Raw genomic sequence first — 15,074 nt, forward strand, 5'->3', positions numbered from 1 at the left:
CTTATTGGGAGGTAAGGCAAACCGCGTCTGCTGGGTCCGCACGTTGCGAAAGCCACTTTCGCAACCTTCAACGTTGCGAAAGTGGCTTTCGCAACGTGCCGCGCCGGCAGGTCAGGCGTCCTGCCCGGCCAACGCCGGCCCCAGCACGAACTCCGGATCCACCTGCGCGGTGAGGTCTTCCCCGGCCCGCCCGCTGCCCCAAGCCCGCGCGTTGCGAAGGTGGAACTCGACGCCCTGCCGCTGATAGCGCGCCCAGTCGCGCTGCTCGCCGTCGACGGTCGCGAGCATCGATCCCAGCGTCGCGAGGTTGTGCGCCTCGAGTTCGCCGATCGGGCGAGCGCGGCCGCGTTCGGCGGCGCGGACGTGCCGCGAGTTCTCCATCCAGCCGAGCAGGGCGTCGCCGACCTCTTCGCGCAGGAACTCGATGTCCTCGTCCTCGGTCACCTTGTTGCCCACGACGACCAGCCGGACCCCGAAGTCCCGCGCGTAGTCGGCGTACTGCCGGTACACGCCGACGCTGCGCACGGTCGGCTCGCACACCAGGAACGTCACGTCGAACCGCGTGAACAGCCCGGACGCGAACGCGTCGGCGCCCGCGGTCATGTCCATGACCACGTATTCGCCCGCGTCGTCGATCATGTGGTTCAGCAGCAGTTCCGCCGCGCCGACCTTCGAGTGGTAGCAGGCGACGCCGAGGTCGTCCTCGTCGAACTGCCCGGTGACGCCGAGCCGCACACCGCCGAACTCGCGGAAGCACGCCTCGAAGATCGGGTTGTCCTCGAATGGGCGGACCAGCCGCGACCCGCGCCCCGGCGGTGTCGTCTTGATCATCGAGGCCGCGTCGGAGATCCGCGGGTTGTCGCCGCGCAGGTACTCCTTGATCAGGCCCATGTTGTCGCCCAGCGTCGGCCACGCGATGGCCTCTTCCTCGCTCGCGCCGAGCGCGACGGCGAGATGCTGGTTGATGTCCGCGTCGATCGCCAGCACCGGTTTCCCGTCGCCTGCCAGGTACGCGGTGAACAGCGACGCCAGCGTGGTCTTGCCGCTGCCGCCCTTCCCGACGAACGCGATCTTCACGCCACGGCCCTTCCTGTCGTTTTGAAAAGGGTATCGGTTTTCATTTCGGTCCGTAACGTACACCCGACCGGCCCGCACCCGAACGGGCGATCAACGGCGCCGGATCGGGATAGGGTTGGGTGGTGCCTCCACTCGTGATCAGGACACACGCGGCCGGAGGGGACTTCGGTCACCTGCGCGCCGAGTTCGCGCTGCCGGAGTCGTTCGGGCCCGACGTGCTCGCCGAGGCGGAGGCGGCGGTCGTCGACCCGCTCGAGTCGGCCGGGGAACGCGAGGACGCCACCGGTCTGCCCTTCGTCACCATCGACCCGCCCGGCGCAAAGGACCTGGACCAGGCGGTGCTGATCGAACGTGTCGACGGCGGCGGTTTCCGGGTCCACTACGCGATCGCCGATCTGGCCGCCTTCATCCCACCGGGTGGCGCGCTCGACAAGGAGGCACGCCGCCGCGGGCAGACGCTGTACCTGCCCGACGGGAACGTCCCGCTGCATCCGCCGGTGCTGTCCGAGGGCGCGGCGAGCCTGCTGCCGGGGGAGACCCGGCCCGCCGTGCTGTGGACCATCGACGTCGACGCGAACGGCGAGCCGACGGCGACCAAGGTCCGCCGGGCACTGGTCCGGTCCACCGAACAGTTCGACTACGAGACCGTCCAGGCCTCGATCGACGCGGGCGACCCGCATCCTTCGGTCGCCGCCCTGCCGGAGCTGGGCCGCCTGCGCCGCGAACTCGCGATCCGGCGCGGCGCGGTCGAACTGCAGCTGCCGGAGCAGGAGATCAGCGGCGACCCCGACGGCGGCTGGGCGCTGATCCAGCGGCCGCGCAACGACGTCGACGCGTGGAACGCCGAGATCTCGCTGCTCACCGGCATGGCCGCCGCCAAGATCATGATCGACGCGAAGATCGGTGTCCTGCGCACGCTGCCGCAGCCCGATCCCGAGGCGGTCGAATGGCTGGGCCGGTCCGCGCAGGCGCTGAACATCGACTGGCCCGAAGGCAAGAGCGTGTCGGAGTTCCTGGCCGCGCTCGACCCCGGCCAGCCCGCGTCCATGGCGCTTTTCGCCGACACCACCAGGCTTTTGCGCGGCGCCGGGTACACCGCGTTCGACGGCGAACTGCCGGAGCTCACGACGCACGCCGGGATCGGCGGCGCGTACGCCCATGTCACCGCGCCGATCCGGCGGCTGGTCGACCGGTTCGCCACCGAGATCTGTCTCGCGGTGAGCGCGGGCCGCGAGGTTCCCCAGTGGGTCCGCGCCGCGCTCTCGGAGGTGCCGGAGCAGATGTCGGCGTCCGACACGCTGGCGGCCAAGGTCGAACGCGCCACCATCGACCAGGTCGAGGTGTGGGTGATGGCCGAGCACATCGGCGGCGAATTCAGCGCGATCGTGCTGCGCGCGGAGGAGACCAAGGCCGAGATCCTCGTCGAGGATCCGCCGGTGATGTCCAAGTGCACGGGCGAAAAACTGCCGGAAGGCGAGCGGATCCGCGTCCGGCTCACCGCGGTGGACGTCGACAAGCGGAAACTGTCGTTCGAGCGGGCATGATCGACGACCTCGGCGAAGTGGTCCCGCTGCGCGAACCGGCGTCGCGGGTGGTCTCGCTCGTGCCCTCGCTGACCGAGGCCGTCGAGGTGAGTGCGCCGGGACGGCTCGCGGGCGCCACGGATTACTGCACCCATCCGGTCGATCTGGACGTTCCGCGAGTGGGCGGCTCGAAGTACCCGAACGTGGACAAGGTGCTCGAACTCGAACCGGATCTGGTGCTGGCCAACTCCGAGGAGAACCGGCCAGAGGACGTGGAACGCTTACGCGCCAACGGAATCGGAGTCTGGGTGATGGAGGCGTCGGCGACCGTGCCCAGCGCGCTCGCCTCGATCCGGCGGATCCTGACGCAGGCCTACGACCTCGCCGAGCCGGAGTGGCTGGTGGAGGCGGAGGAGATCTGGCGGGAGACGCTGCCGGAGCGCTTCCGTGCCGTCGTGCCGGTCTGGCGGAAGCCGTGGATCGTGCTCGGCAGGGACACCTTCGGCGGCGACGTGCTGCATCGCGTCGGGATCGGCAACGTCTACGCGGACCACGAAGAGCGCTACCCACGCCCGAAGCTCGACGAGCTCCAAGCGCGCTTCGCGGCCGGAGACGCGAACCTGCTCGTGTTGCCCGACGAGCCCTACGAGTTCACCGCGGACGACGGCCCCGAAGCGTTTCCCGGTGCGAAGCACGTCCTGGTCTCCGGGCGCTATTTGACCTGGTACGGCCCTTCGCTCGTCGAAGCGCACGCCCACCTCACGCATTTAGTCCTCTGAATGCGGTAGTTCGCGTCGCGAACCAGCGCATCCAGAGGACTAAATGCGGGTCGTCAGAGGGTGAGGCCGGTCAGGACGGTGACGCGCTCTTCGGTGAAGTCGGCCATCGCCGACGCCGGGCCCTCGCGGCCGACGCCGGAGTCCTTCACGCCGCCGTAGGGCATCTGGTCGGCCCGGAAGCTCGGCACATCACCGACGAGTACACCGCCGACACGCAGCTTCGCGGACACGTCGAACGCCGTCGGCAGGTCGCGCGTGAACACGCCAGCCTGTAGGCCGAAACGCGAGTCGTTGATCCGGCGCACGCCGTCTTCCACCGACTCCACCCGCGTGATCGACACGACCGGCCCGAAGACCTCGTCGGCCATCACCGACGCGTCCTCCGGCACGTTCGCGAGCACCGTCGGCTCGACGGTCGCCCCGTCGCGCTTGCCGCCGGTCAGCAGCTCGCCGCCTGCGTCGACGGCCGCCGTGATCCACGATTCCACCCGGGAAGCGGCGTCGGTGTTGATCAGCGGCCCGACGTCCACGCCGTCCGTGCGCGGGTTGCCGGTCCCGAGCGCGCGCACCTGCTCCAGCACCTTCGCCTGAAGCTCCTCGTAGACGTCGGCGTGCGCGTACACCCGCTGCACCGAGATGCACGACTGGCCTGCCTGGTACATCGCGAACGTCGCGATCCGCTGCGCCGCGAAGTCCAGATCCGTCCAATCAGGACAGACGAGCACCGCGGCGTTGCCGCCGAGTTCGAGGGCGACATGCTTGCGCGGCACGCTGTCCCGGATTCCCCAGCCCACCGGCACGGAGCCGGTGAACGACACGACCGGCAACCGCGGGTCCGAAACCAGCTTGGCCGACTCCTCGTTGCTCACCGGGAGGATCGACCAGCTGCCCGCGGGAAGCTCGGTCTCGGCGAGGATCTCGCCGAGCAGCAAAGCGGTCAGCGGTGTCGCGGGCGCGGGCTTGAGCACGATCGGCGCGCCGACCGCGATGGCCGGCGCCACCTTGTGCGCCACCAGGTTCAACGGGAAGTTGAACGGCGTGATGCCCAGCACCGGGCCCTTCGGCACGCGGCGCACGAGCGCGAGCCGCCCGGTGCCACCCGGATCGGTGTCGAGCCGCTGCAGGTCACCGGAGAACCGGCGGGCCTCCTCGGCGGCCCAGCGGAACGTCGACGCCGCGCGCCCGACCTCGCCGCGCGCCCACTTCAGCGGTTTGCCGGACTCCGCGGTGATCAGCTGCGCCAGCTCTTCGGACCGCTCACCCAAAACTCGGGACACGTGGTCCAACGCGCCCGCCCGGACGTGCGCGGGCAGCGTCGCGAACTCTTCCTGGACGTCGTGCGCCGCCTGCACGGCGGTCTCGATGTCCGAAGTGGACGGAACGTGGTGCGAGCCGGCCTCGCTTCCGTCGAAGGAGTGGCGGACGACGACGGTCTCGTCGCTGGTGATCGGCTTTCCGGCTACCCAGAAGGGGAAGGTGGTCACTTGGAAGCCTCCGTACGGACAGCGTGCTCCAGGACCGACAGGCCCTCTTCGAGCAGTTCGGCGGACAGGGACAGCGGCGGCAGCAGGCGGACGACGTTGCCGTAGGTGCCGCAGGTGAGGACGACGACGCCCGCCTGGTGGCAGGCCTGCGCGACGCGTTTGGTCAGGTCGGCGTCGGGTTCGGTGGTGCCCGGCTTCACGAACTCGGCGGCCAGCATCGCCCCGCGCCCGCGGACGTCGCCGATCACGCCGGTCTCCTCGGCCAGCGCGCGCAGCCGCGGCAGGACCGTGTTTTCGATGCGCTTCGCCGACGCCGCGAGGTTCTCCTGACGCATGATCTCGATCGAGCCGAGCGCCGCGGCACACGCGATCGGGTTACCGCCGTAGGTGCCGCCGAGGCCGCCCGGCGGGACGGCGTCGAGCAGTTCCGCGCGGCCGGTGACGGCTGCCAGGGGCAGTCCGCCCGCGATTCCCTTCGCGGTCGCGATCAGGTCGGGCACGACGTCTTCGTGCGTGGACGCGAACCACTCGCCGGTGCGACAGAAACCGGTCTGCACCTCGTCGGCGACGAAGACGACGCCGTTCTCGGTGCACCAGCGGGAAAGCGCGGGCAGGAAACCGGGGGCGGGCTCGATGAAGCCACCTTCACCCTGCACCGGCTCCAGGACGACGGCCGCGACCTGGTCGCCGCCGATCTGCTTCTCGATCCGGTCGATGGCGATCCGGGCGGCCTCGGGACCGGACAGTCCGTCGCGGTACGGGTACGACCCCGGCACCCGGTAGACCTCGGGCGCGAACGGGCCGAAACCGTGCTTGTAGGGGATGGACTTCGCGGTCAGCGCCATCGTCAGGTTGGTGCGGCCGTGGTACGCGTGGTCGAACACGACGACCGCCTGGCGGCCGGTCGCGGCGCGGGCGATCTTCACCGCGTTCTCGACGGCTTCGGCGCCGGAGTTGAACAGCACCGAACGCTTCTCGTGGGTGCCCGGCGTCAGCTTGTCGAGTGCTTCGCACACCTCGACGTAGCCCTCGTACGGCGTGACCATGAAGCACGTGTGCGTGAACCGGCCTGCCTGCTCGCGGACGCGGTCCACGACGGCGGGGGCGGCGTGGCCGACGTTGGTCACCGCGATACCGGAGCCGAAGTCGATCAGGACGTTGCCGTCGGCGTCGGTGAGCAGGCCGCCTTCGGCCGAGGTGACGTAGACCGGCAGCACCGAACTCACGCCCGCGGCGACCACGGCGGCGCGTCGCTCCTGCAGGGCGCGCGAGGCGGGGCCGGGGATCTCGGTGCGCAGCCTGCGCTGGGTTTCGGTGGTGACGGTCACGGCCAGACTCCTGCGGACGCGAGGGACGGGGTCGCCCTCCAGAATGGGAGCCGGCTCGGCCGGCGTCAGCTCGACATCTTGTCGATATCGAGGCGTAGAGTTGGACAACATGGCACTGACCCTCGCCGCCCTCGTGGCCGAACGACCGCTCGGCCTGCGGGTACGCGCGGCGGAGGCGGCGCTCGACCGGGCGATCGGCTGGGTCCATCCCACCGAACTGACCGATCCGCAGGCCTTCCTCGAAGGGGGCGAGCTGCTGCTGACCACCGGCCTCGCGCTCGATGAGACCACGTCGCCCGGGTACATCCGGCGGCTGGTCGACGCGGGCGTGGCCGGGCTCGGTTTCGGAGTCGGCCTCAGTCACGAAAGCATCCCTCAGTCCCTTGTGGACACTGCCGAAGAGGTGGGGCTCCCGGTGCTGGAAGTGCCGAGGAAGACGCCGTTCATCGCGATCACCCGCGCGGTTTCACGTGCGGTCGCCGCGGACGAGTACGCGTCGCTCGTGCGCACCGGCAAGGGGCAGCAGGAGCTGACCAGGACCGCCGTCGGCAAAGGCGGCCCCGGCGGGGTGGTGCGGAAACTGGCGAAACTGATCGACGGCTGGGTGCTCCTGCTCGACTCGTCAGGTGCGGTCACTGAGGCTTCGCCATCCGCGAGGCCCTTCGCCGACGAACTCCGGGACGATTTCGCCCGGCTGCGCGCGGGCACACTGGTGACGGTGGCGGGGGAGTTCGAGGTCGTCCTGCAGACGCTCGACACGCGTGCCCGGGGTGTGCTCGCCGTCGGCACGCGTGAGCCGCTCGACGCCGCGGGACAGCATATCGTCAATACCGCGGTGTCTCTGCTTTCCCTTGCCCTGGAACAGAACCGCGAGCACAGCGGGGCGCTGCGGCGGCTGAGGTCGGGACTGTGTGACCTGCTCGCCGCCGGGCACGCCGAGCTCGCCACGCGGACGATGAAGTCGCTTTGGGGCGGTGTCCCGGAAGCGCCGTGGTCCGTGCTGTCCGTCGCCGGTCCCGCGAGCGCGCGCCGGTCGCTCGCCGACGCGCTCGACGCCGAAGTGCCGGGGGAGAAGGTGTTCTTCGGCGAGTCCGGGGCGTTCGTGCTCGCTTTCGGCGACGTGGAGGCGGTCGCGCGGCACGCTTCCCGGATCGGCGGCCTGCACGCCGGACTGTCCGAACCGGTGTCCACTGTGGACTTCCCGGTGGGGCTGCGGCAGGCGAAACAGGCTGCGGAAGCGGCGAAAGCCGAGCGGTCCCCGCTGGTCCGGTTCGCCGAACACGCCGGTCGTGGTTTCCTGGAGATCGTCGATTCCCAAGCGGCGCAGGCGTTTTCGGACAGCCTGCTGGCGCCGTTGCGGCAACATGACGAAACCGGCAGAGGTGAACTCGTCGCGTCACTGACCTGCTGGCTCGAACACCACGGTCATTGGGATCTGGCGTCCGCGCGGCTCGGCGTCCACCGGCACACCTTGCGCAACCGGATGCGCAAGGTCGCCGAACTGACCGGCCGCGATCTCGATTCCCCCGGGGTGCGCGCCGAATTCTGGCTCGCGCTGCAGGTCAGCGGGGGCTGAAGGACGCTTTCCCCGCGTACGACGCGGTGAAGGGCGCTTTCCCCGCATCTGACGCGGGTATGGCGTCCTTCAGCGCTCGGACCTGACCAGCGCGATCGGCGAGTCCCCGCAGCGCCGGAGCCGCGTGCCGGTCTCCGTCGTGACCGGCTCCGCGCCGGCGGACCACCACGCCGGGACGTCGACCTCGCGGACCAGCGAGCCCGTCGCCTGCCGCGCGTTGTTCGACACGATCACGCGGCCCTGGGCGTTGACCAGCGCCGCGCGGCCGCCGAGCGCGCGCAGTTTCGGTGCCAGCAGGCGCTCGACCTCGCGCACGTAGATGTCCGCGCCGACGACTCCCGCGAAAGCCCCGTCGCGCTGGACGGGGACGGTGAAGGTCAGCGTGTACTCGTCGGTGCAGAGGTAGTCGACGTACGGGCCGTTGATATGGCGGCGGCCCGTGTCACGCGGGACGGTGAACCACGATTGCCGGGTGTAGTCCAGGAAGTTCTCGCTGTCCGGATCGAGGCTGATGACCAGTTGCGCCGGCTCGGCGTCCCCGGTTTCGGTCCACCATTCGAAGCCGAATTCCTGATCCGCCAACGCGTTCGGCGCGCTGATGAACCCGGCGCCGACGACCAGGCCGCCGAGGACCTCGAAGACCTGCGGCCGGAGACGGGTCAGGTCTTCCGCGGTGGCATCGGCGGATGCGGCCAAGAGCCCCTCGGCGCCGGCCAGTACCGGCTTCAGCCTGCCGAAGACGTCCTCGACCAGGGCGGATACCTGTTCGACGACCTCGGAACCGGCGGACGGTGTGTCGTTCACGATGCTCACCTCTGATGCGCGGATGTCGCAGCTTAAGGGGCCAGAAGGTCTAAATGCACGTCCGCCAGCCGGTCTATCGCTTCGAGGATGTGCTCCTCGGTGAGCTTCCTGGCCAGCTCGCCGTCGCCCTGTGCGATGGCGGCGGCGATCGCGCGGTGTTCGGCGTAGGCGTTCTCGCGGGTGCCGTGCGGCTCGAGCGGCAGCCACAGCAATCCGCCGCGTTCGCTCTGCAACTGCACTTCCTCCCTGGTCAGCCGCGGCGATTGAGCGGCCGCGGCGACTTCGAGATGGAACTGTCGCTCGGCGCGCGACGCTTCCGCGCCGGTGGCGGTGCGGATGTCCTCGGTCGCGAGTTCGAGCCGCTCGATGTCCTCGGGCGAGCTCCGCTCGGCGGCGAGTTTGGCCGCGGCGCCCGCGATGGCGAGGTAGTGGTCGCCGACGTCGCGAAGATCGGACAGCGAAACCGTGCGAAGGCGCTCTCGCCACGAAGCGGCCGAAGGGTTGGCAGGCGTCTTCACGAAGCTTCCGCCGCCTCGGCCGCGTCGGGTCTCGACAAGGCCCTGCTGTCGCAAGGCCACAAGCGCTTCGCGAACCGTCACCGTGGAGACGCCGAACTGGGCGGCCAGCTCGGCTTCGCTCGGCAGCTGCTCCGAATCGGCCAGCAGCCCGAGCGTGATGGCGTCGACCAGCCGCGCGGTGACCGCTTCCGCCCGGCCGATCTGGTCGAGCGGAGCGAACATCGCTGATCGCGCGCTGTGCGACATCCCCTTACGCATGGTGGCCCTTCACCCGTACCGCTACCCGATGGAAGCAATCTTGCCCCATCGTCTTGTCATTTAACATCTGGACTTATATGTTTTAGCGACCTCGCCGCCCCACAAGGGAGCAAGGGACCTTTGCTACCACCTCACGCCACCAGGCCCCTGGAGGTCTCGTGCAGCAGTTGAAGCACTTCATCGGCGGTGAGTACACCGGATCCGCGTCGGGCCAGGTCGCCGACGTCGTCGATCCCGTCACCGGCCGCCCGTATCGCACCGCCGCCGTCGCCGGCCCCGAAGACGTCGATCGCGCGCTCAAGGTCGCGGCCGCCGCCTTCGAAACCTGGCGTGACACCACGCCCGCGCAGCGCCAGCTCGCGCTGCTCAAGATCGCGGACGCCGTCGAAGCGCGCGCGGACGAACTCGTGCTCGCCGAATCGGCGAACACCGGCAAGCCGGTCGCGCTCACCGCGGCCGAAGAACTGCCGATGATCGTCGACCAGTTGCGGTTCTTCGCGGGGGCCGCGCGTGTCCTCGAAGGACGGTCGGCGGGCGAGTACATGGAAGGACATACCTCTTTCGTCCGCCGCGAACCGATCGGCGTGTGCGCGCAGGTTACGCCGTGGAACTATCCGCTCCTCATGGCGGTCTGGAAGATCGCGCCCGCGCTCGCCGCGGGGAACACGGTGGTGCTCAAACCGGCCGACACCACGCCCGCGTCGACCCTGCTCCTCGCCGAGATCTGCGCCGGATTCCTGCCGCCCGGCGTGTTCAACGTGGTCTGCGGCGACCGCGACACCGGGCGGGCGCTCGTCGAGCACGAGATCCCCGCGATGGTGTCCATCACCGGCTCCGTACGGGCAGGGATCGAAGTGGCCGCTTCGGCCGCGAAGGACGTGAAGCGCGTACACCTGGAGCTCGGCGGTAAAGCACCCGTACTCGTCTTCGCCGACGCGGACATCGAAGCGGCCGCTGAAGGTATCGCGGCCGCCGGGTACTTCAACGCGGGCCAGGACTGTACGGCGGCGACGCGTGTCCTGGTCGCCGACGAAGTCCACGACACCTTCGTCGAGGCTCTCACTCGGCAGGCACGGGCGACCACCACCGGCAAGCCCGACGACACGTCGGTCACCTACGGCCCCCTCAACAACGCCGCGCAACTCGAACGGGTCGCCGGGTTCGTCGACCGCCTGCCCGCACACGCGGTAGTCCACTGTGGAGGCAAGCGGCAGGGGGACGAGGGCTACTTCTACGAACCGACGGTGATCTCCGGCGTCCGCCAGGACGACGAGATCAGCCAGACGGAGATCTTCGGCCCGGTCATCACCGTGCAGCGCTTCGAGACCGAAGCCGACGCGCTCGCCGCGGCCAACGGCGTCGAGTACGCGCTCGCGTCGTCGGTGTGGACCACCGACCACCAGCGGGCGATGCGGCTGGCCCGAAAGCTCGACTTCGGCTGCGTGTGGATCAACACGCATATCCCGCTGGTCGCCGAGATGCCGCACGGCGGCTTCAAGAAGTCCGGCTACGGCAAGGACCTCTCGCTCTACGGCCTCGAGGACTACACCCGCGTCAAGCACGTGATGAGTGCGCTGTGACGACCACCGAAAGGCACGCCATGCCTCATCAAGCGCCCACCGCCGCCGCGGGGGAGCAAGGGACCTTTGCTACCACTTCCGCAGGTGGAGGCGGCATTCCGGCCATCCGGCTGCGCGGCCTGCGCAAGGAATTCGGCCAGGTGCACGCGGTCGACGGCGTCGACCTCGACATCCCGCCCGGCGAGTTCTTCTCGATGCTCGGCCCGTCCGGCTCCGGCAAGACGACCGTGCTCCGCATGATCGCCGGCTTCGAACTCCCGACGGCGGGCACGATCGAACTGCACGGCCGCGACGTCAGCCGCCTCGCCCCCTTCGACCGCGACGTGAACACCGTCTTCCAGGACTACGCGCTCTTCCCGCACATGACCGTCCAGCAGAACGTCGAGTACGGCCTCCGGGTGAAACGCGTGCCCCGCGCGGAGCGCCGTCAACGCGCGAAGGAAGCCCTCGACACCGTCCGGCTCGGGGAGTTCGGGGAGCGCAAACCCGACCAGCTCTCCGGCGGCCAGCGGCAGCGGGTCGCCCTCGCGCGAGCACTGGTCAACCGGCCCAAGGTGCTCCTGCTCGACGAACCGCTCGGCGCGCTCGACCTGAAACTGCGCCACACCATGCAGAGCGAGCTGAAGCAGATCCAGCGCGAGGTCGGGATCACCTTCATCTTCGTCACCCACGACCAGGACGAGGCGTTGACGATGAGCGACCGCATCGCGGTGTTCAACGCCGGCCGCATCGAACAGGTCGGCTCACCGGTCGAGGTCTACGAACGGCCCGCGTCGGCGTTCGTCGCCGGTTTCGTCGGCACCTCGAACCTGCTCAGCGGCGGCGGCGCCGAGAACATCATCGGCAAACCCGGCGTGTTCAGCATCCGTCCCGAGAAGATCCGCATCGACGCCGATCTCTCGAAATCCGCCGAGGTCGGCGAGACCAGCGCCACCGGCACCGTCACCGAAACCGTCTACGCCGGCGCGACCGTGCGCTACGAGGTCACCCTCGACGCCGGTGGCCAGCTCTCCGTGGTCCGGCAGAACACCGCCGAACCCGCGGACTTCGAAGGCGGCCGGGTCCGCCTGAGCTGGCGGCACGAACACAGCTTCCGCGTCCCCGAAGCCGGTTAGTTCTCCCCCTGTACCGAAAGGTTGTTCAATGAAGAACAGGAAACTCGCGCTCGCCGGCCTGCTCGGCGCCGGCCTGCTCGTGGCCGCCTGCGGAACGTCCGGATCCAGTTCGACCGCGGCCGCGCCCGGCGGACAGGGCTTCACCCCGCCGAAGCTCGACGCGCTCGCGCAGCTCGGCCAGCCGGAAGGCCAGGTCAACGTGCTGGCCTGGCCCGGCTACGCGGAGAACGGCTCCAACGACCCGGCCGTCGACTGGGTCACCGGCTTCGAGAAGGAGACCGGCTGCAAGGTCAACGTCAAGGCGTTCGGCACCTCCGACGAGGCCGTGAGCCTGATGAAGACCGGACAGTACGACGTCATCTCCGCCTCCGGTGACGCTTCGCTGCGGCTCATCGCGTCCGGCGACGTCGAACCGGTGAACACCGCGCTCGTGCCGAACTACGCCGACGTCTTCGACTTCCTCAAGAACCGTCCGTGGAACAGCGTCAACAACGTGTCCTACGGCGTTCCGCACGGCTGGGGCGCGAACCTGCTCACCTGGCGCACCGACAAGGTGAACCCGGCGCCGACGTCGTGGTCGGTCATGTTCGACGCGAACAGCCCGTACAAGGGCAAGATCACCGCCTACGACTCGCCGATCTACATCGCCGACGCCGCGCTGTACCTGCAGACGCACAAACCCGAACTCGGCATCAAGAACCCGTACGCCTTGGACGACAAGCAGTTCCAGGCCGCGGTGGACCTGCTCAAGCAGCAGCGCCCGATGGTGGCGGAGTACTGGTCGGACTACCTGAAGGAGAGCCAGGCGCTCAAGAGCGGTGACGCCGTCGTCGGCACCGCCTGGCAGGTGACGGTGAACCTGACCAAGAGCGAGGGCGCGCCGGTCGAATCCGTGCTGCCGTCCGAAGGCGCGACGGGCTGGTCGGACACCTGGATGGTGGGCGCGAAGTCGCCGCACAAGACGTGCTCCTACAAGTGGCTGAACCACATCGTCAGCCCGAAGGCGAACGCTCAGGTGGCCGAGTACTTCGGTGAATCGCCCTCGAACCCCAAGGCGTGCGCCGAAACCAAGAACAAGGCGCACTGCGAGACCTTCCACGCCGGTGACGCCGCGTACGCCTCGAAGATCCAGTACTGGACGACGCCGATCGCGCAGTGCCTCGACGGCCGCACCGACGTCAAGTGCAAGGACTACGGCGAGTGGACCCGCGCCTGGACCGAGATCAAGGGCTGACCTCCCGAACTCCGGGAGCGGCCGGTGGTGCCCCCCAACGCCGGCCGCTCCCGGTCCCAGCAAGGCGGAAGATGATGACGACCACTCTCGATTCGCCAAGGCGGAGAACCTCCGCCTTCCTGTACCGCAAACCCAGGCTGCGACTGGGGATCCTGCTCTCCGCGCCGATGCTGTGGCTCGGCCTCGCCTACCTCGGCGCGCTGGCGGCGCTGTTCGTGACCGCGTTCTGGAGCACCGACGTCTTCACCGGCCAGGTCGTGACCGAGTGGTCGCTGAACAACTTCGTCACTCTGTTCAGCGACGCGGTGTACCGCACGATCACCCTCCGGACGGTCGGGATCGCCGCGCTGGTCACGGTGGTCACCGCGATCATCGCCTTCCCGATGGCGTTCTACATGGCCAAATTCGCCTCGCCGAGGGCGCGGCGGCTCCTGGTGATCGCCGTCATGACGCCGTTGTGGGCGAGCTACCTGGTGAAGGCCTACGCGTGGCGGACCATGTTGTCCGGCAACGGGGTCCTGCACTGGCTGCTCAACCCGTTCGGCCTGGATACACCCGGCTACGGCGTGCTCGCGACCGTGATCACGTTGTCGTATCTCTGGCTGCCGTACATGATCCTGCCGATCTACGCGGGCCTGGAACGGTTGCCGAACTCCTTGGTGGACGCCTCGGGCGACCTCGGCGCCCGGCCGTTCCGGACGTTCCGCTCGGTGGTGCTGCCGGTGACGTTCCCGGCCGTCGTCGCGGGCTCGATCTTCACGTTTTCGTTGTCGCTGGGCGACTACATCGCGGTGAAGATCGTCGGCGGCACGTCGCAGATGCTCGGCAACGTCGTCTACGACAACATCGGCGCGGCCAACAACCTCCCGTTCGCGGCGACCGTCGCGACCGTGCCCGTGGTGATCATGCTCGCCTACCTCGCCGCCGTGCGCCGCACGGGCGCGCTAGACAACCTGTAGGAGCGCGCGATGCGGCTTTCCCGGACGACCAAATATCTTTTGCTCGCGGCGCTCGTGCTCGGCCTCGGCGTCATCTATTTCCCGCTGCTGGTGGTCCTGCTCAATTCCTTCAACGCGGACACCACCTTCGGCTGGCCGCCGTCCAGCTTCACCCTCGAATGGTGGAGCCGGGCCGCGGAGAACGAAGGCGCCCTGAACGCGCTCGGCACGAGTGTCCAAGCAGGACTCGCGGCCACCGCGATCGCCTTGGTACTCGGCACGATGGCGGCCTTCGCACTGCAGAAGTACCGCTTCTTCGGCCGCAACCAGGTGTCGCTGCTGATCATCCTGCCGATCGCGCTGCCCGGAATCGTCACCGGTATCGCGCTGAACAACGCCTTCCGCACGATCCTCGGCATCGACCTCGGCCTGTTCACCGCGATCGTCGCGCACGCGACGTTCTGCATCGTGGTGGTGTTCAACAACGTCGTCGCCCGCCTGCGGCGCATGGGCGGCAACCTCGAAGAGGCGTCGATGGACCTCGGCGCCGACGGGCTCACGACGTTCCGGCTGGTGACCTTCCCGATGCTGCGTTCGGCCCTGCTGGCCGGCGGCCTGCTCGCCTTCGCGCTGTCGTTCGACGAAATCATCGTCACGACGTTCACCCTCGGGACCGGCCTGGAGACCCTGCCGATCTGGATCCTGAACAACCTGTTCCGGCCGAACCAGGCCCCGATCGTCAACGTCGTGGCGGCGGTGCTGATCCTGGCCTCGACGGTGCCGGTCTATCTGGCGCAACGGCTTTCCGGCGACACCACTTCGGGCGGACGGCTGTAGGGCAACGCCGGTGCGACTCCTCG

Annotated in this window: 13 protein-coding genes; 8 read left to right on the top strand and 5 right to left on the bottom strand. The window is 69.0% G+C overall.

The features are described from left to right. Positions 1-111: 111 nt before the first annotated feature. Positions 112-1,077 carry an AAA family ATPase gene (locus ACFWIW_RS35500; RefSeq protein WP_378372469.1) on the bottom strand — a complete coding sequence of 322 codons (966 nt, stop codon included), beginning with the start codon at positions 1,075-1,077 and terminating at the stop codon, positions 112-114. Positions 1,078-1,211: 134 nt separating this feature from the next. Between ACFWIW_RS35500 and ACFWIW_RS35505 the strand changes: the two genes are divergently transcribed. Further along, complete coding sequence (locus ACFWIW_RS35505; protein ID WP_378372495.1) at positions 1,212-2,621, top strand: RNB domain-containing ribonuclease; 1,410 nt, start codon at positions 1,212-1,214, stop codon at positions 2,619-2,621. After that, complete coding sequence (locus ACFWIW_RS35510) at positions 2,618-3,379, top strand: helical backbone metal receptor (protein WP_378372470.1); 762 nt, start codon at positions 2,618-2,620, stop codon at positions 3,377-3,379. Before ACFWIW_RS35505 ends, ACFWIW_RS35510 begins: the two co-directional genes overlap by 4 nt. A gap of 53 nt (positions 3,380-3,432) precedes the next feature. On the opposite strand, the gene ACFWIW_RS35515 is transcribed toward ACFWIW_RS35510, so the two are convergent. Then, positions 3,433-4,863: an aldehyde dehydrogenase family protein gene (locus ACFWIW_RS35515; RefSeq protein WP_378372471.1), complete on the bottom strand. Its 1,431-nt coding sequence runs from the start codon at positions 4,861-4,863 to the stop codon at positions 3,433-3,435. Continuing rightward, complete coding sequence (gabT, locus tag ACFWIW_RS35520; RefSeq protein WP_378372472.1) at positions 4,860-6,191, bottom strand: 4-aminobutyrate--2-oxoglutarate transaminase; 1,332 nt, start codon at positions 6,189-6,191, stop codon at positions 4,860-4,862. Before gabT ends, ACFWIW_RS35515 begins: the two co-directional genes overlap by 4 nt. Positions 6,192-6,300: 109 nt before the next feature. On the opposite strand from gabT, the gene ACFWIW_RS35525 reads away from it, so the two are divergent. After that, a complete protein-coding gene (locus tag ACFWIW_RS35525) occupies positions 6,301-7,767 on the top strand; it encodes a PucR family transcriptional regulator (RefSeq protein ID WP_378372473.1) in 1,467 nt (488 codons plus the stop codon). Between the two features lie 69 nt (positions 7,768-7,836). Here ACFWIW_RS35525 and ACFWIW_RS35530 read toward each other — a convergent pair whose 3' ends face one another. After that, on the bottom strand, positions 7,837-8,571 hold the full coding sequence (locus tag ACFWIW_RS35530) for a hypothetical protein (protein ID WP_378372474.1): 735 nt from the start codon (positions 8,569-8,571) through the stop codon (positions 7,837-7,839). A 32-nt stretch (positions 8,572-8,603) separates the two neighbouring features. Beyond that, complete coding sequence (locus tag ACFWIW_RS35535; RefSeq protein ID WP_378372475.1) at positions 8,604-9,347, bottom strand: FadR/GntR family transcriptional regulator; 744 nt, start codon at positions 9,345-9,347, stop codon at positions 8,604-8,606. A 158-nt stretch (positions 9,348-9,505) separates the two neighbouring features. Here ACFWIW_RS35535 and ACFWIW_RS35540 point away from each other — a divergent pair, with 158 nt between their 5' ends. The 5 genes from ACFWIW_RS35540 to ACFWIW_RS35560 all read left to right on the top strand — a co-directional run bounded on the left by ACFWIW_RS35540 (position 9,506) and on the right by ACFWIW_RS35560 (position 15,051). After that, a complete protein-coding gene (locus tag ACFWIW_RS35540) occupies positions 9,506-10,927 on the top strand; it encodes a gamma-aminobutyraldehyde dehydrogenase (protein ID WP_378372476.1) in 1,422 nt (473 codons plus the stop codon). 20 nt (positions 10,928-10,947) lie between these two features. Next, positions 10,948-12,042, top strand: coding sequence for an ABC transporter ATP-binding protein (locus tag ACFWIW_RS35545; RefSeq protein WP_378372496.1), 1,095 nt, complete (start codon positions 10,948-10,950; stop codon positions 12,040-12,042). Positions 12,043-12,070: 28 nt separating this feature from the next. Then, a complete protein-coding gene (locus ACFWIW_RS35550; RefSeq protein ID WP_240595418.1) occupies positions 12,071-13,276 on the top strand; it encodes an ABC transporter substrate-binding protein in 1,206 nt (401 codons plus the stop codon). Between the two features lie 74 nt (positions 13,277-13,350). After that, a complete protein-coding gene (locus ACFWIW_RS35555; protein WP_257488958.1) occupies positions 13,351-14,235 on the top strand; it encodes an ABC transporter permease in 885 nt (294 codons plus the stop codon). 9 nt (positions 14,236-14,244) lie between these two features. Then, entirely contained in the window at positions 14,245-15,051 is an 807-nt protein-coding gene (locus ACFWIW_RS35560) for an ABC transporter permease (protein ID WP_037331945.1), read from the top strand. Positions 15,052-15,074 lie beyond the last annotated feature (23 nt).

The sequence above is a fragment of the Amycolatopsis sp. NPDC058340 genome (genome assembly GCF_042723975.1).
Lineage (GTDB): Bacteria > Actinomycetota > Actinomycetes > Mycobacteriales > Pseudonocardiaceae > Amycolatopsis.

What these genes read in the sequence shown, in the direction of transcription:
- ACFWIW_RS35510 (WP_378372470.1), top strand. Translation starts at nt 2,618, where the DNA reads ATGATCGACGACCTCGGCGAAGTGGTCCCGCTGCGCGAACCGGCGTCG.
- ACFWIW_RS35525 (WP_378372473.1), top strand. Translation starts at nt 6,301, where the DNA reads ATGGCACTGACCCTCGCCGCCCTCGTGGCCGAACGACCGCTCGGCCTG.
- ACFWIW_RS35535 (WP_378372475.1), bottom strand. Translation starts at nt 9,347, where the DNA reads ATGCGTAAGGGGATGTCGCACAGCGCGCGATCAGCGATGTTCGCTCCG.
- ACFWIW_RS35545 (WP_378372496.1), top strand. Translation starts at nt 10,948, where the DNA reads ATGCCTCATCAAGCGCCCACCGCCGCCGCGGGGGAGCAAGGGACCTTT.
- ACFWIW_RS35550 (WP_240595418.1), top strand. Translation starts at nt 12,071, where the DNA reads ATGAAGAACAGGAAACTCGCGCTCGCCGGCCTGCTCGGCGCCGGCCTG.
- ACFWIW_RS35555 (WP_257488958.1), top strand. Translation starts at nt 13,351, where the DNA reads ATGACGACCACTCTCGATTCGCCAAGGCGGAGAACCTCCGCCTTCCTG.
- ACFWIW_RS35560 (WP_037331945.1), top strand. Translation starts at nt 14,245, where the DNA reads ATGCGGCTTTCCCGGACGACCAAATATCTTTTGCTCGCGGCGCTCGTG.